This is a genomic window from Streptomyces sp. NPDC049879 (assembly GCF_044461265.1).
Lineage (GTDB): Bacteria > Actinomycetota > Actinomycetes > Streptomycetales > Streptomycetaceae > Streptomyces.
The window spans coordinates 390,902-414,827 of record NZ_JBITKT010000002.1; the positions used below are offsets into that span (position 1 = coordinate 390,902).

27 protein-coding genes are annotated in these 23,926 nt (G+C 72.7%); 12 read left to right on the forward strand and 15 right to left on the reverse strand.

Annotated features, from left to right (window positions below; genetic code table 11):
* Window positions 1–8: 8 nt before the first annotated feature.
* Genes argJ through ACIBPC_RS08770 form a run of 5 tightly spaced genes read right to left on the reverse strand, consistent with a single transcriptional unit; the run spans window position 9 to window position 5,607 of the window.
* The gene (argJ, locus tag ACIBPC_RS08750; protein WP_362956640.1) at window positions 9–1,172 is read right to left on the reverse strand and encodes a bifunctional glutamate N-acetyltransferase/amino-acid acetyltransferase ArgJ; all 1,164 of its coding nucleotides are present in this window, start codon (window positions 1,170–1,172) and stop codon (window positions 9–11) included.
* Between the two features lie 11 nt (window positions 1,173–1,183).
* On the reverse strand, window positions 1,184–1,885 hold the full coding sequence (locus ACIBPC_RS08755; RefSeq protein WP_398842246.1) for a hypothetical protein: 702 nt from the start codon (window positions 1,883–1,885) through the stop codon (window positions 1,184–1,186).
* A 25-nt stretch (window positions 1,886–1,910) separates the two neighbouring features.
* On the reverse strand, window positions 1,911–3,014 hold the full coding sequence (locus tag ACIBPC_RS08760) for a MerR family transcriptional regulator (RefSeq protein WP_398842247.1): 1,104 nt from the start codon (window positions 3,012–3,014) through the stop codon (window positions 1,911–1,913).
* Window positions 3,015–3,031: 17 nt separating this feature from the next.
* Window positions 3,032–3,919, reverse strand: coding sequence for a virginiamycin B lyase (locus tag ACIBPC_RS08765; RefSeq protein WP_398842249.1), 888 nt, complete (start codon window positions 3,917–3,919; stop codon window positions 3,032–3,034).
* Between the two features lie 50 nt (window positions 3,920–3,969).
* Window positions 3,970–5,607 (reverse strand): ABC-F family ATP-binding cassette domain-containing protein, encoded by a 1,638-nt coding sequence (locus tag ACIBPC_RS08770; protein WP_398842251.1) that lies wholly within the window; start codon window positions 5,605–5,607, stop codon window positions 3,970–3,972.
* 136 nt (window positions 5,608–5,743) lie between these two features.
* Here ACIBPC_RS08770 and ACIBPC_RS08775 point away from each other — a divergent pair, with 136 nt between their 5' ends.
* Window positions 5,744–6,376: a TetR/AcrR family transcriptional regulator gene (locus ACIBPC_RS08775; RefSeq protein WP_398842252.1), complete on the forward strand. Its 633-nt coding sequence runs from the start codon at window positions 5,744–5,746 to the stop codon at window positions 6,374–6,376.
* 10 nt (window positions 6,377–6,386) lie between these two features.
* Here ACIBPC_RS08775 and ACIBPC_RS08780 read toward each other — a convergent pair whose 3' ends face one another.
* On the reverse strand, window positions 6,387–7,373 hold the full coding sequence (locus ACIBPC_RS08780) for a zinc-dependent alcohol dehydrogenase family protein (protein WP_398842254.1): 987 nt from the start codon (window positions 7,371–7,373) through the stop codon (window positions 6,387–6,389).
* Window positions 7,374–7,552: 179 nt separating this feature from the next.
* Between ACIBPC_RS08780 and ACIBPC_RS08785 the strand changes: the two genes are divergently transcribed.
* The gene (locus tag ACIBPC_RS08785; RefSeq protein WP_362956625.1) at window positions 7,553–7,999 is read left to right on the forward strand and encodes a MerR family transcriptional regulator; all 447 of its coding nucleotides are present in this window, start codon (window positions 7,553–7,555) and stop codon (window positions 7,997–7,999) included.
* Window positions 7,966–8,301 carry a thioredoxin family protein gene (locus ACIBPC_RS08790; protein ID WP_398842256.1) on the forward strand — a complete coding sequence of 112 codons (336 nt, stop codon included), beginning with the start codon at window positions 7,966–7,968 and terminating at the stop codon, window positions 8,299–8,301. The genes ACIBPC_RS08785 and ACIBPC_RS08790 overlap by 34 nt, the downstream gene beginning before the upstream one ends.
* Window positions 8,302–8,314: 13 nt before the next feature.
* On the opposite strand, the gene ACIBPC_RS08795 is transcribed toward ACIBPC_RS08790, so the two are convergent.
* A complete protein-coding gene (locus ACIBPC_RS08795) occupies window positions 8,315–8,869 on the reverse strand; it encodes a MarR family winged helix-turn-helix transcriptional regulator (RefSeq protein WP_398842258.1) in 555 nt (184 codons plus the stop codon).
* 61 nt (window positions 8,870–8,930) lie between these two features.
* On the opposite strand from ACIBPC_RS08795, the gene ACIBPC_RS08800 reads away from it, so the two are divergent.
* Complete coding sequence (locus ACIBPC_RS08800) at window positions 8,931–9,647, forward strand: SDR family NAD(P)-dependent oxidoreductase (RefSeq protein ID WP_398842260.1); 717 nt, start codon at window positions 8,931–8,933, stop codon at window positions 9,645–9,647.
* 62 nt (window positions 9,648–9,709) lie between these two features.
* Here ACIBPC_RS08800 and ACIBPC_RS08805 read toward each other — a convergent pair whose 3' ends face one another.
* Window positions 9,710–10,504: an alpha/beta fold hydrolase gene (locus ACIBPC_RS08805; protein WP_398842261.1), complete on the reverse strand. Its 795-nt coding sequence runs from the start codon at window positions 10,502–10,504 to the stop codon at window positions 9,710–9,712.
* 130 nt (window positions 10,505–10,634) lie between these two features.
* On the opposite strand from ACIBPC_RS08805, the gene ACIBPC_RS08810 reads away from it, so the two are divergent.
* Complete coding sequence (locus ACIBPC_RS08810) at window positions 10,635–11,558, forward strand: helix-turn-helix transcriptional regulator (protein WP_398842263.1); 924 nt, start codon at window positions 10,635–10,637, stop codon at window positions 11,556–11,558.
* Between the two features lie 36 nt (window positions 11,559–11,594).
* Window positions 11,595–12,170, forward strand: coding sequence for a G/U mismatch-specific DNA glycosylase (gene mug, locus ACIBPC_RS08815; RefSeq protein WP_398842264.1), 576 nt, complete (start codon window positions 11,595–11,597; stop codon window positions 12,168–12,170).
* Between the two features lie 21 nt (window positions 12,171–12,191).
* Here mug and ACIBPC_RS08820 read toward each other — a convergent pair whose 3' ends face one another.
* Window positions 12,192–13,169 carry a DsbA family protein gene (locus tag ACIBPC_RS08820; protein ID WP_398842266.1) on the reverse strand — a complete coding sequence of 326 codons (978 nt, stop codon included), beginning with the start codon at window positions 13,167–13,169 and terminating at the stop codon, window positions 12,192–12,194.
* A gap of 64 nt (window positions 13,170–13,233) precedes the next feature.
* Between ACIBPC_RS08820 and ACIBPC_RS08825 the strand changes: the two genes are divergently transcribed.
* Window positions 13,234–13,806: a TetR/AcrR family transcriptional regulator gene (locus ACIBPC_RS08825; RefSeq protein WP_398842268.1), complete on the forward strand. Its 573-nt coding sequence runs from the start codon at window positions 13,234–13,236 to the stop codon at window positions 13,804–13,806.
* A gap of 48 nt (window positions 13,807–13,854) precedes the next feature.
* On the forward strand, window positions 13,855–14,829 hold the full coding sequence (locus tag ACIBPC_RS08830) for a threonine/serine dehydratase (protein WP_398842270.1): 975 nt from the start codon (window positions 13,855–13,857) through the stop codon (window positions 14,827–14,829).
* Window positions 14,830–14,845: 16 nt separating this feature from the next.
* Here the strand turns inward: ACIBPC_RS08830 and dnaB are convergent, their stop codons facing one another.
* Entirely contained in the window at window positions 14,846–16,285 is a 1,440-nt protein-coding gene (dnaB, locus tag ACIBPC_RS08835) for a replicative DNA helicase (protein WP_398842271.1), read from the reverse strand.
* A gap of 409 nt (window positions 16,286–16,694) precedes the next feature.
* Here dnaB and ACIBPC_RS08840 point away from each other — a divergent pair, with 409 nt between their 5' ends.
* Window positions 16,695–18,026 carry an MATE family efflux transporter gene (locus ACIBPC_RS08840; RefSeq protein WP_398842272.1) on the forward strand — a complete coding sequence of 444 codons (1,332 nt, stop codon included), beginning with the start codon at window positions 16,695–16,697 and terminating at the stop codon, window positions 18,024–18,026.
* A 61-nt stretch (window positions 18,027–18,087) separates the two neighbouring features.
* On the opposite strand, the gene rplI is transcribed toward ACIBPC_RS08840, so the two are convergent.
* The 4 genes from rplI to rpsF all read right to left on the reverse strand — a co-directional run bounded on the left by rplI (window position 18,088) and on the right by rpsF (window position 19,838).
* Window positions 18,088–18,537, reverse strand: a complete 450-nt coding sequence (gene rplI / locus ACIBPC_RS08845; RefSeq protein ID WP_362956590.1) for a 50S ribosomal protein L9 — start codon at window positions 18,535–18,537, stop codon at window positions 18,088–18,090.
* Window positions 18,538–18,556: 19 nt separating this feature from the next.
* Window positions 18,557–18,793: a 30S ribosomal protein S18 gene (gene rpsR, locus ACIBPC_RS08850; RefSeq protein ID WP_003978893.1), complete on the reverse strand. Its 237-nt coding sequence runs from the start codon at window positions 18,791–18,793 to the stop codon at window positions 18,557–18,559.
* A gap of 44 nt (window positions 18,794–18,837) precedes the next feature.
* Window positions 18,838–19,404: a single-stranded DNA-binding protein gene (locus tag ACIBPC_RS08855; protein WP_398842274.1), complete on the reverse strand. Its 567-nt coding sequence runs from the start codon at window positions 19,402–19,404 to the stop codon at window positions 18,838–18,840.
* Between the two features lie 143 nt (window positions 19,405–19,547).
* Window positions 19,548–19,838: a 30S ribosomal protein S6 gene (rpsF, locus tag ACIBPC_RS08860; RefSeq protein ID WP_362956583.1), complete on the reverse strand. Its 291-nt coding sequence runs from the start codon at window positions 19,836–19,838 to the stop codon at window positions 19,548–19,550.
* A gap of 226 nt (window positions 19,839–20,064) precedes the next feature.
* Here rpsF and ACIBPC_RS08865 point away from each other — a divergent pair, with 226 nt between their 5' ends.
* The 3 genes from ACIBPC_RS08865 to ACIBPC_RS08875 all read left to right on the forward strand — a co-directional run bounded on the left by ACIBPC_RS08865 (window position 20,065) and on the right by ACIBPC_RS08875 (window position 22,749).
* A complete protein-coding gene (locus ACIBPC_RS08865; RefSeq protein WP_398842276.1) occupies window positions 20,065–20,388 on the forward strand; it encodes a hypothetical protein in 324 nt (107 codons plus the stop codon).
* Between the two features lie 127 nt (window positions 20,389–20,515).
* Window positions 20,516–21,634, forward strand: coding sequence for a peptidoglycan bridge formation glycyltransferase FemA/FemB family protein (locus ACIBPC_RS08870; protein WP_362956578.1), 1,119 nt, complete (start codon window positions 20,516–20,518; stop codon window positions 21,632–21,634).
* An 83-nt stretch (window positions 21,635–21,717) separates the two neighbouring features.
* A complete protein-coding gene (locus ACIBPC_RS08875) occupies window positions 21,718–22,749 on the forward strand; it encodes an alanine racemase (RefSeq protein WP_362956575.1) in 1,032 nt (343 codons plus the stop codon).
* Window positions 22,750–22,840: 91 nt separating this feature from the next.
* Here ACIBPC_RS08875 and ACIBPC_RS08880 read toward each other — a convergent pair whose 3' ends face one another.
* Complete coding sequence (locus tag ACIBPC_RS08880; protein WP_398842278.1) at window positions 22,841–23,923, reverse strand: inositol-3-phosphate synthase; 1,083 nt, start codon at window positions 23,921–23,923, stop codon at window positions 22,841–22,843.
* Window positions 23,924–23,926: the final 3 nt, after the last annotated feature.

The following is a 23,926-nucleotide window of genomic DNA, read 5'->3' on the forward strand; positions in this document are numbered from 1 at the left end:
CAGGCCGGTCAGGTCGTGTAGTCGGCGTTGATCCTGATGTAACCGTCCGTCAGGTCGCAGCCGTACACCGTGGCCCGGCCGTCCGCGATGCCGAGGGTCACGCCGATGTCCACCTCGTCCTGGCTCATCACGCGCGTCAGCCCGGCCAGCACCTCGTCGGTCTGCTCGGCCGGGTAGACCTCGACCGCGCCGAAGCGCACGGTGACCTTCTCCTGGTCGATGTCGGTGTCGTCCGCGTTCTTGCCGATGGCCATCACCACCCGCCCCCAGTTGGGGTCGGCGCCGTGCACCGCCGTCTTGACCAGCGGCGAGTTCACCACGCTCTTGGCGATCCGCTTGGCCTGCGCGCGGTCGCGCGCGCCCTCCACGGTCACCCGCAGGAGCTTCGACGCGCCCTCGCCGTCCCGCGCGAGCTGCTCGGTCAGGTCGAGGCAGACGGCGCGCAGCGCCGCCGTGAACTCCGCCACGTCGACCGGCCCGGCCGCGCCGCTCGCGAGGACCGCGACCGTGTCGGAGGTGGAGGTGTCCGTGTCGACACTGAGGGAGTTGAACGTCTCGTCCACCGCGGCGCGCAGCGCGCCGTCCAGCTCCTCCGGGGTGAGCGCGGCGTCCGTGACGAGGTAGGCGAGCATCGTCGCCATGTCGGGCTCGATCATGCCGACGCCCTTGGCGACGCCGACGATCCGCGCGCCGCCGACCGCGCGCTCCGCCGTCTTCGGGCGGGTGTCGGTCGTCATCATGGCGCGCGCGACGGTCAGCGGCGTCGCGTCGAACGGCCCCCACGGCCCGGTCAGCCGGGCGCGGATCGGGTCCATCGGCAGCGGGCGGCCGATGACGCCGGTGGAGCTGATCAGCACCTCGTCCGCCGCCACGCCGAGCGCGTCCGCGACGTGTCCGGCGATCTCGGCCGCGTCCGCCGCGCCCTGGGCGCCGGTGGCGACGTTCGCGTTCTTCGCCACGGTGACGATCGCCCGCAGCCGGCGGCCCGCGGCGTGCCGCCTGCTGAGCACGACGGACGGCCCGGCGAACCGGCTGCGGGTGAACATCGCCGCGCTCACCGAGGGGAGGTCGGAGACGATCACCGAGAGGTCGTCGCCCTCGTCGCGCAGCCCGGCGTGCGCCGTGACCGCGCGGAATCCGGCGGGCCACGCCACTGCATCAGTATTCGACATGACGCATATGCTTACATGGCTGGGGCGCCCCGTCCAGCGGTTCCTCCCGGGGACACGGCCCGCGCGGTGAGCCCGGCGAGCGCGCGGGACGCCGCCGCCTGGTCCGCGTCGGGCAGCGAACGGCCCGCGTGGAGCATGTGGAGGGCGGTGGTGAGCCGTGTGCGGTCCTCCTCGGTGCCGAGGTCACCGACGTAGGCGGGCAGCAGCACCGCGAGGGCTTTGAGATCGGCGCGTGCGCACAGGGAGGCCAGCAGCGCGCCCAGCGCGTCCCCGCCGGGGCGGACGTCCTGGGGGGCGGGGCCGGTGTCGCGCAGTCCCTGCGCGACGGCGTAGCGCACCCAGTCGGCGTACGGGCCGGGCGGGACGGCGTCGATACGGGCGGCGGCCCGCGTGAAGTGCGCGTGGGCCGTTCCGTCGTCGCCCAGGTCGCGGTACGCCTGGCCGAGGTTGAGGTGCAGCGACGGGTAGAACGCGCTGACGCGTTCGTCGCCCACGGCGTCGGCGCGGCGCAGGCACTCCTGGTTCCAGTGCAGCGTGTCCTCGGGCGTGGACTGGTGGCGCGCGAGGTAGTGCGCGGCGACGCAGGCCTCGTAGTCGTCGGTGGCCCCCTCCCAGGCACGCAGGAAGAGCGCGCGGGCGTCGTCGGGCCGCCCCTGCGCTTCCGCCTGCATGCCCTCGGTGCAGAGCCGGATGACGGGGTTCTGTGGGTCCATGGGGTCTCTCCCGGGTGTGGGGCGGTCAGTTCGCGCGGTCGGGTGCGGCGGCCACGGGCATCACGAGCGTCGTGAAACTGCCCTGGTCGGCGGAGCGGACCACGACCGGCCCGTAGGGCGACGACACGTCGAACAGCACGTCCGGCCCCACCCCGGCCTCCAGCGCCGCGAGCAGCACGGCCGGATCGAACGCGAGCCGCACCGGCGGCCCCGTACGGACGACGCGCGTACGGTCGGCGCCGCCGTCGCCCCCCTCGCCCCCGTCCGGCCCGTCCAGCACGAAGGGCGCGCCGCGCTCCCCCGCCGCCCGCACCGCCTCCGCCAGCGCGGCCCGGTCGTGGATCAGCCGGGTCGTCACCGGGGGCAGCGCGTCCAGGACCATGCGGTACGCCGGGAACTCCCCGTCCGCCACCGGCAGCGCGCGCCGTCCGTCCCCGCGGGACAGCCACGCCGCCCCGTCCTCCACCGTGACGGCCGCCTCCGGCCACTCCAGCGCCCACGCCGCGGCCGCGACCAGCTCACCGGCCGCCACGGGCACCCGCGCCGGTCCGCCCGCGACCCGTTCGGGACGCAGCACGCGGACGGCCAGCCGGTACCGGTCGGTCGCGACGAGCCGCAGCTCCTGGTCCGCCAGTTCGAGCAGCACGTGCCCGAGCACGGGGAACTCCGCGCGCGCCGCGCCGGTCGCGACGGCGGGCGCCACCTGCCGTACGGCGCTCGCCAGTTCGGCCGCCCCCACCCACGCCTCCGCGCGCCGGGGGGCGCCGTCCGGCAGGTCCCGCAGGACCTCCTCGATCGCCGCCTCGGCCTCCACCGCCGTACGCCGGGCCCGCCGCGCGTGCCCGGCCAGCACCCGCCGCGCCTCGTCCGGCCCGCCGTCCAGCACCACCCGCGCGTCGACCAGCGGCAGCCCCGCCGCGCGCAGCCGCCGCACGGTGACGGCCCGGTCCGCCTGCCCCGGCGCGTACCACCGGTAGCCGCTGGCCGCGTCCACCCGGGCGGGGCGCAGCAGGCCGCAGTCGTCGTAGAACCGCAGCGCGCTCGGCGCCAGCCCGACCCGCCGGGCGAAGGCGCCGATGCTCAGCAGTCCGTCCTCACCCCCGGCCTCCACGGTGTCTCTCTCGTCCATGGCACGAGGGTGCGCTTTCAAGCGGCTCGAAGGTCAAGCCGCGCCACGTGGCCGCTCTCCAGGGCGACGTACAGTGCCCCGTCCGCGCCGAACGCCAGACCGTGCGGCTCCGACGTCCCGGACGGCAGCGCGTGCTCCCGCAGCCCGCCGTCCGCATCGATGTAGCCGACACTGCCCGCCGCCCACTGCGTGAACCAGCACCCCGCGCCCGCGGGGTCGGCCACCAGCGCGTGCGGGCGCGCCGACCGGTCGGGCAGCGCGTACTCCGTCACCTCGCCCTCCATGGAGACGCGCCCGATCTGCCCCGCCCCGATCTCCACGAACCACATGGCACCGTCCCCGCCCCGTGTGATGCCCACGGGCGCCGCGCCCTCCGTGGGCAGCGGGAAGACCGTCGTCCCGCCGCCCGGGACGAGCCGTCCCACCGCGTTCGCCTGGTTGAGGGTGAACCACAGCGCGCCGTCGGGACCCGCCGCGATGGCCGAGGGGTACGTGCCGCGCTCCGGCAGCGGGTACTCCGTGATGCCGCCCGCCATGTCGACGCGCCCGATGCGGTCCGCGTTCATCTGGGTGAACCACACCGCGCCGTCCGGACCAGGCGTGATCCCGTACGGCCCGCTCTCCGGGGTCGGCGGGGTGTACGAGGACGCGCGCCCGTCCGTCCCTATCCGCCCGATGCGGTGGTCCCCGTAGCGGCTGAACCACAGCGCACCGTCGGGACCCTGCGTGATCACTGTGGGCTTGCTGCCCGGGGCGTCGAGCCCGTAGCGGTCCACCCTGCCGTCCATGCCCAGGCGGGCGATCTCACCGCTGTGCACCAGGGTCGTCCACACTGCGCCGTCCGGCCCCTGCGTGATCCCGTAGGGGCCCTGGCCGGGGTCGGTCAGCTGTGTCAACGAAATCATGTCGTTCTCCTGCGGGGTCGTGCCATCTGTCGGAGTCGTGCCGGTGGTCGTCACCGCGCCTCCGCGTACATGTCCTGCCGCGCCAGCTCAAGACGCTCCCCGCGCCAGCGGCGCCGCAGCAGCCGGTCGTGGCTGACGACGACGAGCGCGCCGCCGAAGCCGTCGAGCGCCGTCTCCAGTTCCTCCACCAGCCCGAGGGACAGGTGGTTCGTCGGCTCGTCGAGCAGCAGCACGTCGGCCGGTTCCGCGGCCAGCAGGCGCGCGAGCGCGAGCCGCTGCCGCTGCCCCGCCGACAGGCCGGTGACCGGGACGGTCAGCCGCTCGGGCGCGAACAGGCCGTACGACAGCAGCCGTTCGGCGTGCTCCTCCGGCGTGCCCGCCCGGCCGCGCGCGAACGCCGCGAGCAGCGTCTCGCCCGGCCGTCCCGGCTCGGGGTCCTGCGGGAGGTACGCGACCCGGCCGCGCCGCGTCACCCCCCCGGCGTCGGGCCCGGCCTCCCCGGCGAGGACGCGCAGCAGCGTGCTCTTGCCCGTCCCGTTCGGCCCGGTGACGAGCAGCCTGCCGCCCGGCGCGAGCGCGAGGCCGACCGGCGCGAGCCGCCCGTCCACCGCGACGTCCTCGGCGGCCAGGACGGTGGTGCCCTCGCGCGCCGGCCCAGCGGACGCGGCGAACGCCCCGGCGGCGAAGTGCAGCGGCTCGGGGGGCGGCGGCACGGGGTCGGCGAGGAGCCTGCGGATACGTTCCTCCGCGTTGCGCACCCGGCTGGCGAGCGACTGCTGCACGCGCGCGCCGTGCATGTCGTACGCCATCTTGTTGTTGTCCTTCATGGCGCGCCCCGGCGCGACGCGGCGCGCGGTCGTGGCGGCCGTCCTGCGCAGCGCGGCCAGCTCCGCCTCCCAGTCCTCGCGCGCCCGCTCCCAGCGGCGGCGCGCGGCGGCGCGCTCGGCGAGGTAGCCCGCGTAGCCGTTGCCGTGGCGGACGACGGTCCCGCGGTCGGCGTCGACCTCGACCAGGCCGTCGGCGACGCGTTCGAGGAACACGCGGTCGTGCGAGACGGCGACGGTGGTGCCGCGCCGGGCCGCCAGGTGGTCCTGGAGCCAGGTCAGGGCGTCGTCGTCGAGGTGGTTGGTCGGCTCGTCGAGCAGCAGGACCTCGGGGGCCGCGGCCAGGACGGCGGCGAGCCGCAGCCGGACGCGCTGGCCGCCGGAGAGGCTCCCGACGCGGCGTCCGTGGTCGAGTCCGCGCAGGCCGAGGCCGTGGAGGGCGCGTTCGACGCGGGCGTCGGCGTCGTAGCCGCCGCGCAGTTCGAAGACGGTCAGCAGGTCGCCGTACTCGGCGAGGCCCGTCTCGTCGCCGTCCGCGAGGGCGGCCTCCAGCCGGCGCATCCGGCGTTCGACGGCGCGCAGTTCGGCGAGGGCGCCGTCGACGACCTGGGCGACGGTCAGCGCGGGGTCGAGCCGGCCGTCCTGGGGGAGGTAGCCGACGCCGCCGTCCGCCTGGCGGACGATCTCGCCCTGATCGGGGCGTTCCTCCCCGGCGAGGAGGCGCAGCAGGGTCGTCTTGCCCGACCCGTTCTCGCCGATGATCCCCATGCGTCGGCCGACGGGGAAGGCGCAGGTGACCGCGTCAAGGACGAGTCGCCCGCCGTAGGACTTCGTGACGTCGTGCGCGCTGATCTGTGTGGGCATACGGGTGCTCCCAGGCGTTCGTGAACGGTGCGGCCGACGGCCGCGGGACCGGGTGAACACGCTGGTCGAGCATCGGAACGGCTCCTTCACGAACGACTATGGCGACAGTCGTCGCCTTAACGCGTACCATCGTCGCATGGCCTCCACTCCCCGGGCAAGCGGGAAGAACGGCACCCCCACCCGGCGCCGTCCCGGCGGGCGCAGCGCTCGCGTCCAGGCGCAGGTCGTCGCCGCCGTGACCGCCGAACTGGTGGAGCACGGCTTCGACGCCCTGTCCGTCGACACCGTCGCCGCCCGCGCGGGCGTCCACCGCGCCACCGTCTACCGCAGGTGGCGCGACGTCGGCGGCCTGCTCGCCGCCGCGCTCGACGCGGGCACGGACGACGACTGGCGGCCCCCGGACACCGGCTCCCTCACCGGCGACCTGCGGGCGCTCAACGAGGAGGTGTACGCCGCGCTCACCGAGGGGCCGCCGGTGACCATGGCCCTCATCGCGGCCGCCTTCCGCTCCGGGGAGGCCGCACGGGCGCTGCGCCGCTTCTGGGCCGACCGGTACGCGCGCTGCGGCGTCGTCGTGGAACGGGCCGCCGGGCGCGGCGAGACGGCGCCGGACACCGACCCGTACGCGCTGCTCGTCGCCGCGACCGCCCCGCTCTACCACCGCTTCGTCCTGCTGCGGACCCCGCCGGACCCCGGGCTGCCCGCCCACGCCGCCGGCTACGCCGCCCTGGCGGCACGGGCGGGCGCCTTCCGGCGGGCGGACGCCTGAGGCGTCCGGCTCAGGGGACCGTCACGACGACCTTGCCGACCTGTCCGTTGCCCTCCAGGTGGCGGTGCGCGTCGGCGATGTCGTCCAGCGCGAACGTGCGGTCCACGACCGGCGCGAGCCCCCCGGACCGCAGGCCCGCGAGCACGAACGCCTGGCCGCGCCGCAGCGCCTCGGGGTCCTCGACGACCAGGTGGACGGCGTACCCGCTGATCCGCAGCGGCCAGTTCCGCGGCATCGGCATGGGCCGCGGGTCGAGCCAGCCGTAGACGACGAGGATGCCGCCGCGCGTGACGGCCAGGGCCAGTTCGGTGAGGCCGGGGCCGCCGACCGAGTCGAGGACGGCGTCCGCGCCGCGCCCGTCCGTCACCTCGTGTATCCGCTCCACCAGCCCGTCGCCCGCCGCCAGCACGTGCGCCGCGCCCGCCTCGCGCAGGCGCGCGCCCTTGGCCTCCGGCTCCCGCGTGACGGCGATCGGCACGGCGCCCAGGTGCCGCGCCGTCTGGAGCATGGCGAGCCCCGCCGCGCTGGACGCGGCCGTGACGACCACCGTGTCGCCCGGCCTGACCGCGGCGGCCTCGACCAGCGCGCCGTACGCCGTCAGGTACGAGATCCACACCGCGGCGCCGGTGACCGGGTCCACGTCGTCCGGGCGCCGGAGCAGCGAGCCGACGGGCACGGTCACCGTCTCGGCGTACACGCCCCGGCTCGACATCGTCGTGTCGATGACCAGCACGCTCACCGCGTCGCCCGGCGCCACCTCCGTCACGCCGGGGCCGACCGCCTCGACCAGGCCGGACGCCTCGCCGCCGATGCGGGAGGCGGGCAGCGTGGCGTCGTACCAGTAGCCGCCGGAGCGGAAGAGGGCCTCGCTGCGGTTGAGGCCGATGGCCTGGACCCGTACGCGGGCCTCGCCGGGGCCGGGCTCTTCGGGGGGCAGCTCGGCGAAGCGGAGCACCTCGGGGCCGCCCAGCTCGTCGAACAGCACGGTTCTGCTCATGGTCCGTCGTCCTTTCCTCGCCGCTCCCTCGCGGAACGCCGCACAGTAACTATACGCCGTTCATTTTTTACACGACTCACTCCCGAGGGCGGCCGGGGGAAGGGCGGGGCGAGGGCTGGCGTTGACGCCGACGTCAATGTCTAGCGTCGTGTCCGACCACCTCGACCGAAGGGGCCCCGATGCGTATCGGCGAACTGGCGGCCCGCGCCGGGACCACCCCGCGCGCGCTGCGGTACTACGAGTCCCGCGGCCTGCTCACCGCACGGCGCGACGCCCACGGCTACCGCACCTACGGTGAGGACGACCTGCGGATGCTCCGGCAGATCCACGCGCTGCAGGCGTTCGGCTTCGGGCTGGAGGAGACGCGGCCGTTCGTGGAGTGCCTGCGCGCCGGGCACCCCACGGGCGACACCTGCCCGGCCTCCCTCGACGTCTACCGGAGCAAGCTCGCGGAACTGGACGCCTGCATCGCCGAGCTGAACGCGGTGCGCGAGACCGTCCGCGAGCGGCTGCTGCTCGCCTCGGCGAGCGCCGCGCCGGAGCCGCGCTGCGAGCTGGTCACCCCTCCGACCGACCGACAGGAGCCCGAACCGTGCAGCAGACCGCATCCCCCGTCCGCGAGGTGACCGACGCGACGTTCGCCGCCGAGGTGCTCGCCGCCGAGCTGCCCGTCCTGGTGAAGTTCACCGCCGACTGGTGCCCGCCGTGCCGGATGATCGCCCCCGTGCTCGCCCAGATCGCGGCGGAGAAGGCCGGTGAGCTGAAGATCGTCAGCCTGGACGTGGACCACCACCCGGTCACGACGGCCCGCTACGGCGTGCTGTCGATGCCCACCCTCATGCTGTTCACGGGCGGCGAGCCGGTGAAGTCGCTGGTCGGCGCCCGGTCGAAGCTCCGGCTGCTGCAGGAGCTTGCCGACGCGCTGTGACGGCGCGCCCGGCTCATCCGGCGCCGGCCCCGCCCCGCACGCCGGCCCCGCCCCGCACGTCGGTCCTGCGCCGGACATCGGTGAAGAGCCGGTCGAGCAGCGCCGCCAGCGCCTCCCGCTCCGGCGCGGACAGCGAGGCGATGAGGTCCGTCTCGCGGCCGAGCACCGCGTCCACCGAGCGTTCGATCAGCTCGTGCCCGGCGCGTGTCAGGGAGACGTCGACCGAACGGTTCCCCTCCGCGCCGGGCGCGCGGGTGACCAGCCCCTCCCGCTCGGCGCGGGCCACGCGCTGGGAGACGGCACCGGCCGTGACGAGGGTCCGCCGCGCGATCTCGCGCGTGGTCAGCACATAGGGGGCGCCGGAGCGCCGCAGGACCGAGAGCAGGTCAAGGGTCGCGGCGTCGATACCGGCCTCGCGCAGGACCCGGGTCCTGTCGTCGGCGAACAGCTTCGCGAGCCACAGGATCGGGGTGACGATCTCGATCGATCCGGTCGGCGTCCCCGGCCGCTCGCGCTGCCAGGCGGCGGCGATCTCGGTCGCGGGGTAGGGGACCCGCAGCTCGTCCACGGCGCCGTCTCCTCGTGCCCTAGGATCTCCTTTAGACCTAAACGTTAGCAGGGAGAACAGGATGCCCCGTACCGTCCTCATCACCGGCGGGACCAGCGGAATCGGCCGCGCGACCGCCGCGCGCTTCGCCGCCGACGCCGCGGATGTCACCATCACGGGCCGCCGTTCCACAACGGTCGATGCCGCGGCGCGTGAGCTGGGCGTGCGCGGTGTGGTCTGCGACGGGACCGACCCCGAGCAGATCAGCGCGCTCGCCGCCCGGTTCGACAGCCTCGATGTGCTGGTCAACGCGGCCGGCGGCCTCGCCGACCCGCCGACCGACGGGCTCTCGCCCCTGGCGGGCCAGGCGGCGCAGTGGCGGGCGGACCTGGAGCTGAATCTGCTGAGTGCCGTCCTCACCACCACCGCCCTCCAGGACAAGCTGACCGAAGGGAGCGCCGTCATCAGCATCGGCTCCATCGGCGCCGAGCGCCGCGGCGGTTCGTACGGCGCCGCCAAGGCCGCGCTCTCCGCGTGGGGCGCGTTCCTGTCCGCCCAGCTGGCGCCGCGCGGGGTGACCAGCAATGTGATCTCGGCCGGGTTCATCGACGAGACCGGGTTCTTCGGCGGCGCGCTGAGCGATGCCCGCCGTACGGCGCTGGTCGAGGAGACACACAACAAGCGGGCGGGCGTTCCGGCGGACATCGCGGAGACCGCCTACTTCCTCGCCTCACCGGGCGCGCGGCACATCACCGGCCAGACGCTGCACGTGAACGGCGGAGCGCACACGACACGTTGACCGGCTTGCCCCGAGCGTGGTGTTTCACGTGAAACACCACGCTCGCTCCCGCCTGAGCACTCTCACCCAGCGTCGAGGAACCTGGTGACGGCGCCGAGAAAGGCGTCCGGCTGCTCGAAGAAGACGACATGCCCGGCATCGAGTTCGGCATAGTCACTGGCGGCAATGGCAGCGTGCAGCGCCTTGCTGTGGGCGACCGGCACGGTGGCGTCGTGCCGCGCGCCGACGACCAGAGTCCTGGCGGAGATACGGGGAAGCAGCTTCCGGATATCGACGCGGGTGTCCAGCTCGACATGCCGCAGAGTCCCCGGAGTCGGGGGCATGTTGGGGATCAGCTGCTCGACCTGATCCCGGCCGATGGTGTTCAGGAAGCTCTGGCTGAAGCCCGTCATGGTCACGCTCCGCCCGAACGCGTCCGCGTCCAGCGATCCCAGCCGCAGCCAGAGCGTGAACAGGTTCCGAAGGTATTCATCCCCGTCGGTGTGCGCCCAGCCCGACACCAGGACCAGCCGCCGCACCTGCTCGGGCCGCAGCGCCGCGACGGCCGCGGCGACCGGCGCCCCCATGGAGAAGCCGAGCAGATCCACAGGCCCCCGGCTGACGGCGCCGACGACCGCGGACACCTGGTCCGCCAGCCCTTCCACGGTCAGCGGCCCGCCCTCGTCCTCGGTGCGGTCGCTGCCGGACAGGTCGACGGTCACCACGGGCCGCCGCTCGGCGAACCGCGGCGCCAGATCACCCCAGGTCAGTCCGGCACCGGCCGACCCGGTCCCATGGACGAGCACCAGCGGAACGCCCTCCCCGGACCCGAACTCCTCGTAGTGCACCCGTGCGTCGGCAACAGTGATGGTGGTCATGGTCGATCTCCTCGGTAGGTCTGTCATCAGTGCGACGACCACCACAGTGCCGACGACGGCCGCCCACCGGCAGAGACCCGGTGAGCCTGGGACCGGGAATCCCTGGCTCATCCACCGCGACGCGCGCAGGATGGCGGGTATGACGATCAACCGACGCGAGCTCGCCGACTTCCTGCGTCAGTCCCGCGGCCGGCTCGGCCCTCAGGAAGTCGGCCTGCCCGCGGGTGCCCGGCGGCGCACGCCGGGGCTCCGACGCGAAGAGGTCGCCCAGCTCGCCGGTATGTCGGTCGACTACTACGTCCGGCTGGAGCAGGCCCGCGGCCCCCACCCGTCGCCACAGCTCCTCGGCGCTCTCGCCCGCGCACTGCGCCTCACCGCCGATGAGCGCGACCATCTGCACCTTCTCGCCGGACAGCGGCCCCCGGAGGGGCGGCCGAGCCCCGACCATGTGGCGCCCGCGCTGCTGCATCTGCTCGACCAGCTGACGACCACCCCGGCGCAGATCCTGAGCCATCTCGGGGACGTCCTCGTGCAGAACGCGCTGGCGCAGGCGCTCCTCGGCGATGTCTGCACCGTCTCGGAACACGGCCGCAACGTCGCCTGGCGCTGGTTCACCGACGCGGACGCCCGCTCCGCGTACCCGCCCGAGGAGCACGCCCGCCTCAGCCGTCTCCATGTGGCCGATCTCCGCGCCGCCATGGCACGCAGGCCGGGAGACGCGGCCGCCGCCCGTCTCCTCCGCCGGCTGCTGGACGCGAGCGAGGAGTTCACGCGGCTGTGGGCCGAGCACGAGGTCGCCGTCCGGCGCCACAGCCGCATGCGGGTGCTGCACCCGGCGATCGGCCCCATCGATCTCGACTGCCAGGTCCTGCTCGCCCCCGAGGGCGACCAGCGGATCGTCCTGCTGACGCCGCCTCCGGGTACCGACACGGCCGACCGGCTGGCCCTGCTCCGTGTGGTCGGTGTCCAGGACTTCGCGGCATCGCCCGGCCCCGGCACACCACCGGGCGCGTCGGCTGGTTCACCAGGACCACGGACGGCACCCTCTGGGTGACACCGGCAACCGTCAGCACCCCGGAGGAAACACCCCATGCGTCGTCCTGCCGCCCGGCCCACCCGCGAGGAGCTGGAGGCCGCCCGCGGCAAGACCCTGCCCGACGTGATGGCCCCGGGGCTCGATGTCGTCTTCTGCGGCATCAACCCGGGGCTCACCTCGGCCGCCCTCGGGTACAACTTCGCCACCCCCGGGAACCGCTTCTGGCCCACGCTCCACCGGTCGGGCTTCACCCCGCGCCGCCTGCTCCCCGAAGAGCAGGGCCGACTGCTCTCGTACGGCCTCGGCATCACCAACATGGCCGCCCGGCCCACCGCGAGGGCGGCCGAGCTGACGCCCGCGGAACTCCGCGCGGGCCTGCTCCGGCTGACGGCCACCACCGAGCGGTACCGGCCGCGCTGGCTCGCGATCCTCGGCGTCACCGCGTACCGCACGGCCTTCGCCAGGCCGGGCGCGGGCTTCGGCAGGCAGGACGAACGCGTCGCCGGAGCGGGCGTCTGGGTACTGCCGAACCCGAGCGGGCTCAACGCGGGCTGGTCCCCCGACGCCCTCGCCACCGCGTACGCGAGCCTGCGAGCCGTCGCCCGCGGCGAGGACTCCCCTCCCGGCTGACCCGCGGCCCGTGCGCGCCGGTCAGGCGAAGCCGGGCGTCATGGCGACGGCCATCTTCAGGTGCGGGGCCGCCAGGTCCTCCTCGCCCATGCGCCGCAGGGTGCGGCCGAGCATCAACCGCGCGTACGAGTCGTCGGGCGCGTCGCCGACCACCCCTTCCAGCACGTCCCTCGCCCGGGTCAGCTGGGCGGAGTGGAAGTAACCGCGGGCTGCGGCCCGCCGGACGTTCAGGTCGTCCGCGTACGTGCCGAGCAGCGGCTCCAGCAGGGCCAGGGCGCCGAGCGGGTCGTTGCGGTCCAGCAGGGACTCGGCCCAGCGCAGCCGGCGGACCTCCTCCGGCACGACACGCCTGCCGTCACCGGCGGCGAGGAAGTCGGCGATCACGCCGGGCGGCTGCGCACCCGCGAGGGCACGGTCCCCGACCACGATCGTCGGCGACGTGACGATGCCCCTCGCCGCGCCGACGAGGAGGAGTTCCCGCACCTCGCGGTCGCCCGCGCCGTCGTCCAGCAGCGCGGCGCCCTCCGGGAAACCGGCACGCGCGGCGATATCGCCGAGGCACCGCCGGTCGCTGATGTCCGCTCCGTCGACGAAGTGCGCCCGCATCACCCGCTCGGCCACCTCGCCCTGGACCGCGGCGCCCCCGCGCTCCCGGGCGAGGTGGAGGAGGCGGTGGGCGTCGTGGCTGGTGGCCCGCCAAGCCGCTCCCCACGGCGGACCGAGCCCCTCCTCCGCCGCGATCCGGGAGACGCGCACGCGGTTCCCGGCCGGGGACAGGTCCGGCGCGCAGCGCCGCAGCGCGGCGTCCACCACCGGGTCGCGCCACGCGTCCTGGAGGGGGGTCGCCCGGTCAGGCGCGGTCGGATCGATCCGGAAAGGCCGCCAGACGACCTCGGCCCCGGTGCCCGCCACCTTCCGGTCGGCGAGCGCCTGCTCCAGCCGCCGCTTGCCGATGTACGCCCACGCGCAGACCACGTCCGCCCAGATCTCGATACGCATGCCGGCCACACTAACCAACAGCTGTCGATCAGTAAACCGACATGTGTCGGCTAGGCTGGGCGGCATGAACCCCGACGATCCGCGCGCCCGGCGCAGCCGGGCCAGGCTCCGGACGACGATCCTCGAACTCGCCGCGGACAAGGACCCCGCCGCGATCACGATGTCCGAGGTCGCCAGGCACGCCGGGGTGAACCGGGCGACCGTCTACCAGCACTTCCCCGACATCGACGCCCTGGTGACCGACGCCATGGACGACGCGGTGGCACACGTGGCCCGCGCGGCGGCGCTGTGCCCTCTCGACGCGCCTCGCGACGAAGCACCGCCTCCCCTGGCCGAGCTGTTCCAGCACGTCGCCGACCACGCGCCCCTCTACCGGCGGATGCTGGGCGCCCACGGAAGCGCGCTGTTCTCGGCACGCCTGCGGGAACGCCTGACCGCCGAACTCGGCGCCTCGTTCCGCCAGGGCCGCCGCCCACCCGGCTACGGCGACGTACCGGTGGACACCCACGCCGCCTACCTGGCCGGCGCCCTGACGGGCGTGATCGCCACCTGGATCACCGACACCACCCCCGCCCCACCCCCGGAAACGGCCCTCGCCTTCTGGCGCCTCTTCCGCCCGCAACCGCCCGGCGAATGACGGAAGTTGTTTGTCGCGGCAGCACCGGCGGCGCTACGGTCCCGTGTCGTGCAGCAGACCCGTCTCGACACCGCCCGCATACGGGCGGCCCGCCAGGTCATCGACCCGGTCTTCCTCGACACCCCGCTGTACCGCTGTGAGGCGCTGGAGCCCGCACTCGGCTGCGCGGTGAGCATCAAGCTGGAAACGGCGAACCCGGTCCGCAGCTTCAAGGCCCGCGGCACCGAGGTGGTCGCGACCCTGCTGGCCGACGAGGTCTCGCGAGCCGCGGTGTGCGCGAGCGCGGGCAACCTCGGCCAGGCCCTCGCCTGGTCCGGTCGCGGCCGCGGCCTCGACATCACGGTCGTGGCGTCCCGCTTCGCGACCCGGGCCAAGATCGACGCCATCCGCGCGCTGGGCGCCAGGCTGGAGCTGGTGGACGGCGATCACGAGATGGCGCGGGAGCGGGCGGCGGCCATCGCACGGCACGACGGCATCCGGCTGGTCGAGGACAGTCTGGACATCGAGACCTGCGAGGGCGCGGCGACCATCGGCCTGGAACTGGTGGACACCACGCCCTCGTTCGACGCCGTCCTGATCGCGCTCGGCGGCGGCGCGCTGGCCACCGGCGTGGGGCATGTGATCAAGGAGCTGGCACCCGAGGTCGAGGTGATCTGCGTCCAGCCGCAGGGCGCACCGGCGATGACACGCTCGTGGCACGGACGGCGCGTCGTCACCACCGACGCGACCGACACCATCGCCGACGGTGTCGCCGGCCGCCGTCCCCTCCCCGCCGTCCTGGCCGACCTCCTCCTGGTCGCCGACGACGCCGTTCTGGTCCAGGAGGCGTCGATCATCGCCGGGATGCGGCTGCTGCTCGATCACGCCGGCTTGGTCGTCGAGCCGTCGGCCGCGCTCGGCATCGCGACGCTCATCGAGAACCGCGACCGCTTCGCCGGCCGACACGTCGCCACCATCATCTGCGGCGGCAACGTGGACATGGACGCCTACCACCGCTGGACCGGCACGGCCTCCCCGCCCTGATCACGCCCGTACCGGCTCAGAAGCCGCCTTCCATGTTCACGAAGCGCGAGTAGTGGCCCTGGAAGGCGACCGTGATGGTGGCCGTCGGGCCGTTGCGGTGCTTGGCCACGATCAGGTCCGCCTCACCCGCGCGCGGCGACTCCTTCTCGTACGCGTCCTCGCGGTGCAGCAGGATCACCATGTCCGCGTCCTGCTCGATGGAGCCCGACTCACGCAGGTCGGACACCATCGGCTTCTTGTCGGTCCGCTGCTCGGGTCCGCGGTTCAGCTGGGAGAGCGCCACCACCGGGACCTCCAGCTCCTTCGCGAGGAGCTTGAGGTTCCTGGACATCTCGGACACCTCCTGCTGGCGGCTCTCCGGCCGTCTGCTGCCGCCGCTCTGCATCAGCTGCAGGTAATCGATGACGACGAGCTGCAGGTCGTTGCGCTGCTTCAGGCGGCGGCACTTGGCCCGGATCTCCATCATCGACAGGTTCGGGGAGTCGTCGATGTACAGCGGCGCCTCGTTGACCTCGGCCATCTGGCGGGCGAGCCGGTTCCAGTCCTCGTCGGTCATGCTGCCGGACCGCATGTGGTGGAGCGCCACGCGCGCCTCGGCCGAGAGCAGGCGCATGGCGATCTCGTTGCGCCCCATCTCCAGGGAGAAGATGACGCTGGGCAGCTTGTGCTTGATCGAGCAGGCGCGGGCGAAGTCGAGGGCCAGGGTGGACTTGCCCATCGCCGGACGGGCGGCGATGACGATCATCTGCCCGGGGTGCAGGCCGTTGGTCAGCGAGTCGAGGTCGGTGAAGCCGGTGGGGACCCCCGTCATCTCACCGCTGCGGTTGCTGATCGCCTCGATCTCGTCGAGCGCGCCCTCCATGATGTCGCCGAGCGGCAGGTAATCCTCGGCCGTGCGCTGCTCCGTCACGGCGTAGACCTCGGCCTGGGCCGAGTTGACGATGTCGTCGACGTCGCCGTCGGCCGCGTATCCCATCTGCGTGATGCGGGTGCCCGCCTGCACGAGGCGGCGCAGGACGGCGCGGTCGTGAACGATCTCGGCGTAGTACTCGGCGTTCGCCGCCGTCGGGACCATGTGGACGAGCGAGTGGACGTACCCGGCGCCGCCCACCTTGGCCAGCTCACCGCGCTTGGTCAGCTCCGCCGAGATGGTGATCGGGTCGGCGGGCTCGCCCTTCGCGTACAGGTCGAGGATCGCGCTGTAGATCATCTCGTGCGCCGGCTTGTAGAAGTCCTGACCGCGCAGGACCTCCACGACCTCGGCGATCGCGTCCTTCGAGAGCAGCATGCCGCCGAGGACGGACTGCTCGGCGGCGAGGTCCTGGGGCGGCAGCCGTTCGAACGCGGAGCGTTCGTCCATGCCGTCCTCGGAGCTCTGCCGCGGGCGGGAGACACCGCCGTGCTCCTCGGCACCGATGTCGTCCCACGAGGGTCCCGCGTGTTCGAGATCCGTCACCGACCCCGCCTCCTCCCGCCCGGAAATCCGCCGCGCTGTTGTTCCTTGATACGGCACAGCTCTGACATCCAGCGTCCGGCGCGGGGACCTACGCTACGGGCACCCGGGGGGAGGACCAACCAAGTTATCCACAGGCTATGTGGATTTCAGATCAGACCCTGTGGATGACGGCCCGATTCCTGTGGACGAAGCGGGGGACAACGGGGGACAAGCCTGTGGAGAACCTGACCAAGATCATCTAAAAAGCCCCCTGACCTGCGGTTTCCCCTACCACCCCCTGTGGGTGGAAAAAACTTCGACAAGAGGGCCGACCACACGCCGACCGCTGCGCGCGGACATGTCAGAGCGCACACCTCGTAAGGGACGGAAGACCATTGCATCCGTTACCTGTGGATGTTTGGATCAGTGCATGCCCGTCTCCGTCCCCACCCGGCGCCGCCAGGACCGGGAGATCCTCGCGCTCGCCCTCCCCGCGTTCGGGGCCCTGGTCGCCGAGCCCCTCTTCCTGATGGCCGACAGCGCCATGGTCGGCCACCTGGGCACCCCCCAGCTCGCCGGTCTCGGCGTCGCCGCGGCCCTCCTCGGCACGGTCGTCAACGTCTTCGTCTTCCTCGCCTACGCCACGACCGCCGCCGTCTCCCGCAGCATCGGCGCCGGAGACCCCGCCACCGCCATCCGCCGGGGCATGGACGGCATCTGGCTCGCCCTCCTCCTCGGCGCGGTCCTGGTCGCCGTCGCCGTCCCGGCGGCACCGGCCCTCGTCGACCTCTTCGGCGCCTCCCCGACCGCCGCACCCCACGCGACGGCCTACCTCCGCGTCAGCGCCCTCGGCATTCCCCCCATGCTGATGGTCCTCGCCGCCACCGGCGTCCTGCGCGGCCTCCAGGACACCCGCACGCCCCTGTACGTCGCCCTCGGAGGTTTCACGGGAAACATCGCGCTGAACGCCCTCTTCCTCTACGGGCTCGACCTCGGCGTCGCCGGGTCGGCCTGGGGAACCGTCCTCGCCCAGTTCGGCATGGCCGCCGCGTACCTCCGCGTCGTGGTCAGAGGCGCCCGCACGCACGGCGCCGACCTGCGCCCCAGCCGGGCGGGCATCCTCGGCAACGCCAGGGCAGGCGTCCCCCTGCTCGTCCGTACGCTCTCCCTCCGCGCCGTCCTGCTGCTCACCACGGCGGTGGCCGCGCGGCTGGGCGACGCCGACATCGCCGCCCACCAGATCGCCCTGACCATCTGGACGCTCCTCGCGTTCGCCCTGGACGCCATAGCGATCGCGGGCCAGGCCATCATCGGGCGCTACCTCGGCGCGGGCGACGCCGCGGGCGCGCGCTCCGCCTGCGCCCGCATGGTGCGGTGGGGCATCGTCTCGGGCCTCGCGCTCGGCCTGCTGACCGCCGCCGCGAGCCCCGTGCTGCTGCACGTGTTCACCGGGGACACGGACGTCCGCGGCCACCTGCTGCCCGTCCTGCTCGTGGTCGCCGTCTGCCAGCCGGTCGCGGGCGTCGTGTTCGTCCTGGACGGCGTGCTGATGGGAGCGGGCGACGGGCCCTACCTGGCGGGCGCCATGCTGCTGACCCTCGCGCTGTTCGTCCCCGCCGTGCTGCTCGTCCGCCCGCTCGGCGGCGGAGTCACCGCGCTGTGGTGGGTCTTCGGCGGCCTGATGATGGCGATCAGGATGGTCACGCTCACCGTGCGTACGCGGACCGGACGCTGGGTCGTCACCGGGGCGGCGCGGGCCTGAAGCATGGAGGAACGCCGACGGCCGCGCCCCGCGGATCAGCGGGGCGCGGCCGTCGTACGGGTCACTTCGCGGCGTCCACCTGCAGGCCGACGTTCGCGACGACCTCGGGGTGCAGCCGGACGGAGATCCGGTGCGTGCCGAGGCTCTTGATCGGGGTGCCCAGCTCGATGCGGCGCTTGTCCACATCGGGACCACCCGCGCTCTTCACGGCGGACGCGATGTCCGCCGGGGTGACGGAACCGAACAGACGGCCACCGGAACCGGCACGGACCTTCAGCCGGACGGTGACGCCTTCGAGCTGGCCCTTGATGTCGTTGGCCTGCTCGATCGAGGCGATCTCGCGGATCTTGCGACCGCGGCGGATCTGCTCGACGTCCTTCTCGCCGCCCCTGGTCCAGCGGATCGCCACACCACGGGGAAGCAGGTAGTTACGGGCGTACCCGTCCTTCACCTCGACGACGTCGCCGGGCGCGCCGAGGCCGGAGACCTCGTGGGTCAGGATGATCTTCATGATGCGTGAACACCCTTCCTTATCGCGCGGTCGAGGTGTAGGGCAGCAGCGCCATCTCGCGGCTGTTCTTCACGGCCGTCGCGACGTCACGCTGGTGCTGGGTGCAGTTGCCGGTGACCCGGCGGGCACGGATCTTGCCGCGGTCGGAAATGAACTTCCGCAGCAGGTTCGTGTCCTTGTAGTCGACGTAGGAGATCTTCTCCTTGCAGAACACGCAGACCTTCTTCTTGGGCTTGCGCGCAGGCGGCTTCGCCATGGTGTTTCTCCGGTGAGTTCAAACAGAAGTGTGGAGGAGAGCCGTCAGAACGGCGGCTCGTCCGAGTAGCCACCGCCGGAGCCGCCGCCCCAGCCGCCACCACCACCGCCGCCGCCGCCCTGCTGGCCGCCGGACGGCGCGCTGGTCGCCCAGGGGTCGCCCGCGGGCGCTCCCTGGCCGCCACGGCCGCCCTGGCCGCCACCCTCGGGGCCGCCCCAGCCACCGCCACCGCCCTGGCCGCCGCGCCCGGTGGCGCGGGTGACCTTGGCCGTGGCACTGCGCAGGCTGGCGCCGACCTCGTCGACCTCCAGCTCGTAGACCGTGCGCTTGACACCGTCCCGGTCCTCGTACGAGCGCTGCTTGAGGCGGCCCTGCACGATGACGCGCGTCCCCTTGGTGAGGGACTCGGCGACGTTCTCCGCCGCCTGGCGCCAGACCGAGCAGGTGAGGAAGAGGCTCTCGCCGTCCTTCCACTCGCTGGTCTGCCGGTCGAACATCCGCGGGGTGGACGCGACGCGGAACTTCGCGACCGCCGCCCCGGACGGGGTGAAGCGCAGCTCGGGGTCGTCGACCAGGTTGCCGACAACCGTGATGACGGTCTCGCCTGCCATTGGGGGAACCTCTCGGCGGGGATTAACTGCTGTTGCTGCGATGATGGCCTATGGCACTGACAGTGCTACTCGATATGCCGGACATTCCCGGCCGTCCTGTCGCCCGGTGAGCGATCAGCGCTGGTCAGGGACTCAGCGGCCGTTCAGTGGGTGGCGGGACGGAGGACCTTCGTCCGCATGACCGACTCGTTCAGGTTCAGCTGGCGGTCCAGCTCCTTCACGACGGCCGGCTCGGCCTGCAGGTCGATGACGGAGTAGATGCCCTCGGGCTTCTTGTTGATCTCGTAGGCGAGCCTGCGACGGCCCCAGGTGTCCACCTTCTCGACCTTGCCGTTGCCGTCGCGGACGACGGTCATGAAGCTGTCGATCAGGGGGGCGACGGCGCGCTCCTCAAGATCCGGGTCGAGGATCACCATCAGCTCGTAGTGACGCATGCGAAAACCCACCTCCTTCGGACTCAGGCGGCCACGGTCGTTCCGTGGCAGGAGGGTCGTGATGCGTGTCCGCCGCCTCCGGCGACGGAGGTGCGGACAGTACACCGTACCTGGCGTTGCCCTTCCGCTTGAAATCGGGGCGGAGCGAGGAGCACCCTGGAGAGAGCGGACATGAACGGACACAGGTGTCGTAACGAACGTCCCCCACCCGCTGGAGGTGTCCCGCATGGCTCAGGCCGCACAGCACGGACCGCTGGCCCGCGCCGGTTCCCTCATGAACTCCGATGGCCGACCGCACCCCAAGGAGAACGGACTGGCCGTCGTCGTCCTCGTGGTCGGGGCGGTCGCCGCCGTCACCGCCATCTTCTCCGGCCTCCACATCGTCAGCGCCTGGGTCGGCCTCGCCGGCCTGCTGGCGGGCGGCTGGAGCCAGCTGAACTCCGCCACCACCGGCCAGCGCTTCCTCACGGTGATCGGCCTCGGAGCGGCCGGCGTGGGCCTCTACCTCGGCCTCGCGAACGGCGGCTTCTGGAACGGCTGGCTCGACTGACGGGCCGGGCCCGCCCCCGGACTCCCCCCGGATAACGGGCCCTACGGGCGGCCGTACGGCGTGTGCGCCGTTAGGCTTCCGGCCAGACCCTGCGATTGACGCAGCCGGCGACCGGAGGAGCGCCCGTATGAGCCTGACCCTGAGGACCATCAGCCGCGAGGAGCATCTGGCGTACATCGACTCACTGCCGTCGGCCAGTCACATGCAGGTGCCGGCCTGGGGCGATGTGAAGTCCGCCTGGCGCTCGGAGTCGCTGGGCTGGTTCGACCGGGTGGGGCGGCTGGTCGGCGCCGGCCTGGTGCTCTACCGCCAGGTGCCGCGCGTGAAGCGGTACCTGGCGTACCTGCCCGAGGGGCCGGTCATCGACTGGTACGCGCCGAACCTCGAGGAGTGGCTCAAGCCGATGCTCGCGCACCTGAAGCAGCAGGGCGCGTTCTCGGTGAAGATGGGCCCGCCGGTCGTGATCAGGCGCTGGGACGCGGCGGCGATCAAGGCGGGCATCCAGAACCCCGACATGAAGCGGCTGCGGGACGTCCAGGCGACGCACATCGAGCCGCGCGCCTTCGAGGTCTCCGACCGGCTGCGCCGCATGGGCTGGCAGCAGGGCGAGGACGGGGGCGCCGGGTTCGGCGACGTGCAGCCGCGGTACGTCTTCCAGATCCCGCTGCGCGGCCGTTCCCTGGAGGAGGTCCACAAGGGCTTCAACCAGCTGTGGCGGCGGAACATCAAGAAGGCCGAGAAGGCGGGCGTCGAGGTCGTGCGCGGCGGCTACGACCAGCTGCCGGTCTGGCAGCACCTGTACGAGATCACCGCGGAGCGCGATCATTTCCGGCCGCGGCCGCTGTCGTATTTCCAGCTGATGTGGCGGGCACTCAACACCGAGGACCCCGACCGCATGCGCCTTTACATCGCGCAGCACGAGGGTGAGCCGGTGGCCGCCGCGACCATGCTGATCGTGGGCGGCCATGTGTGGTATTCGTACGGAGCCTCCGCCAACCACAAACGCGAGGTGCGGCCGTCCAACGCCATGCAGTGGCGCATGCTCCAGGACGCCTACGAGATGCGGGCGGATGTGTACGACCTGCGCGGGATCGGTGACTCGCTGGAGGACACCGACCACCTTTTCGGCCTGATCCAGTTCAAGGTGGGGACGGGCGGCGAGGCGGCCGAGTACCTCGGTGAGTGGGACTTTCCGCTCAACAAACTGCTCCACAAGGCGTTCGACATGTACATGTCTCGCCGCTGAGGCGTCCCGCCTCGCACCGGGACCCGGCCGCGGACACCGAGCCCAGAGAACGTGACGAGAACAGAGAAGAGGTCTCATCGGCCATGGCGCTCACCCTCTACGTCGACAACGACCGCTGGCGGGCGCACCAGCGGTCGGTGCTGGCGGACTTCCCCGACCTGATCCCGGTGTGCAAGGGCAACGGCTACGGCTTCGGCCACGACCGGCTGGCCGAGGAGGTGGACCTCCTCGGCACCGGCATCATCGCGGTCGGCACGACCTACGAGGCCGCGGCCATGAAGGACCGCTTCAGCGGCGACATCCTCGTCCTGACGCCCTACCGGCGCAGCGAGGAGCCGGTGCCGCTGCCCGACCGGGTGATCCGTTCGGCGTCGTCCGTGGACGGCGTGTACGGGCTGGTCGGCTCGCGTGTCGTGGTCGAGGTCATGAGTTCGATGAAGCGGCACGGCGTCACGCCGCGCGACCTCGGCAAGCTGCACGCGGCGCTGGACGACGTACGCCTCGAAGGGTTCGCCATCCACCTGCCGCTCGACCGCACGGACGGCTCCGACGCGGTGGAGGAGGTCATCGGCTGGATGGACCAGCTCCGGGCGGCGCGGCTGCCGCTCGACACGATGTTCGTGAGCCACCTGACCTCGCCCGAGCTGGCGCGGCTGCGGCAGCAGTTCCCGCAGACGCGCTTCCGGGCGCGGATCGGGACGCGGCTGTGGCTGGGCGACCACGGCGCCACGGAGTACCGCGGCGCGGTGCTGGACGTGACGCCGGTGGCCAAGGGCGACCGCTTCGGCTACCGGCAGCAGAAGGCCCCGGCGGACGGCTGGCTCGCCGTCGTCGCGGGGGGCACGTCGCACGGGGTCGGTCTCGAAGCGCCCAAGGCGCTGCAGACGATGTCCTCGCGGGCGAAAGGCATGGCCCGCGCGGGTCTCGCCACGGTGAACCGCAACCTGTCGCCGTTCGTGTGGGACGGGAAGCAGCGCTGGTTCGCCGAGCCGCCGCACATGCAGGTGTCGATCCTCTTCGTCCCGGCCGAGGCGCAGGGGCCCAAGGTGGGCGACGAGCTGAAGGCCATCCTGCGGCACACCACGACGCAGGTCGACCGGGTCGTGAACCGCTGACGGCCGCGCACCACGGAGAACGGCGGCAGCCCCGGTCGGGAGACCGGGGCTGCCGCCGTTTCCGCGTGTCGCGGTTCCGCTCGCGCGGGGCTCAGCTCTCGACTTCGCCGCGGATGAACTTCTCGACGGCCTCACGGGCGGCGTCGTCGAAGTACTGCACCGGCGGGGACTTCATGAAGTACGAGGAGGCCGAGAGGATCGGGCCGCCGATGCCGCGGTCCTTGGCGATCTTCGCGGCGCGCAGGGCGTCGATGATGACACCGGCCGAGTTGGGGGAGTCCCACACCTCGAGCTTGTACTCCAGGTTCAGCGGGACGTCGCCGAAGGCGCGGCCTTCGAGGCGGACGTACGCCCACTTGCGGTCGTCGAGCCAGGCGACGTAGTCCGACGGGCCGATGTGGACGTTCTTCGCGCCGAGGTCCCGGTCGGGGATCTGGGAGGTGACGGCCTGGGTCTTCGAGATCTTCTTGGACTCCAGCCGGTCGCGCTCCAGCATGTTCTTGAAGTCCATGTTGCCGCCGACGTTCAGCTGCATCGTGCGCTCGAGCACGACACCGCGGTCCTCGAACAGCTTCGCCATCACGCGGTGGGTGATGGTGGCGCCGACCTGCGACTTGATGTCGTCGCCGACGATCGGCACGCCCGCCTCGGTGAACTTGTCCGCCCACTCCTTGGTGCCGGCGATGAAGACCGGGAGGGCGTTGACGAACGCGACCTTGGCGTCGATGGCGGCCTGCGCGTAGAACTTCGCGGCGCTCTCGGAGCCGACCGGCATGTAGCACACGAGGACGTCGGCGCGCGTGTCCTTGAGGACCTGCACGACGTCGACGGGGGCCTCGTCGGACTCGTCGATGGTCTCGCGGTAGTACTTGCCGAGGCCGTCGTGGGTCTCGCCGCGCTGCACGGTGACGCCGCTCGGGGGCACGTCGCAGATCTTGATGGTGTTGTTCTCACTGGCGCCGATGGCGTCGGCGAGGTCGAGGCCGACCTTCTTGGCGTCGACGTCGAAGGCGGCCACGAACTCGATGTCCGAGATGTGGTAGTCCCCGAACTGGACGTGCATCAGACCCGGAACCCGGCTGTCCGGGGCGGCGTCCTTGTAGTACTCGACGCCCTGTACCAGCGAGGCGGCGCAGTTGCCCACGCCGGCGATGGCTACGCGAACCGAACCCATACC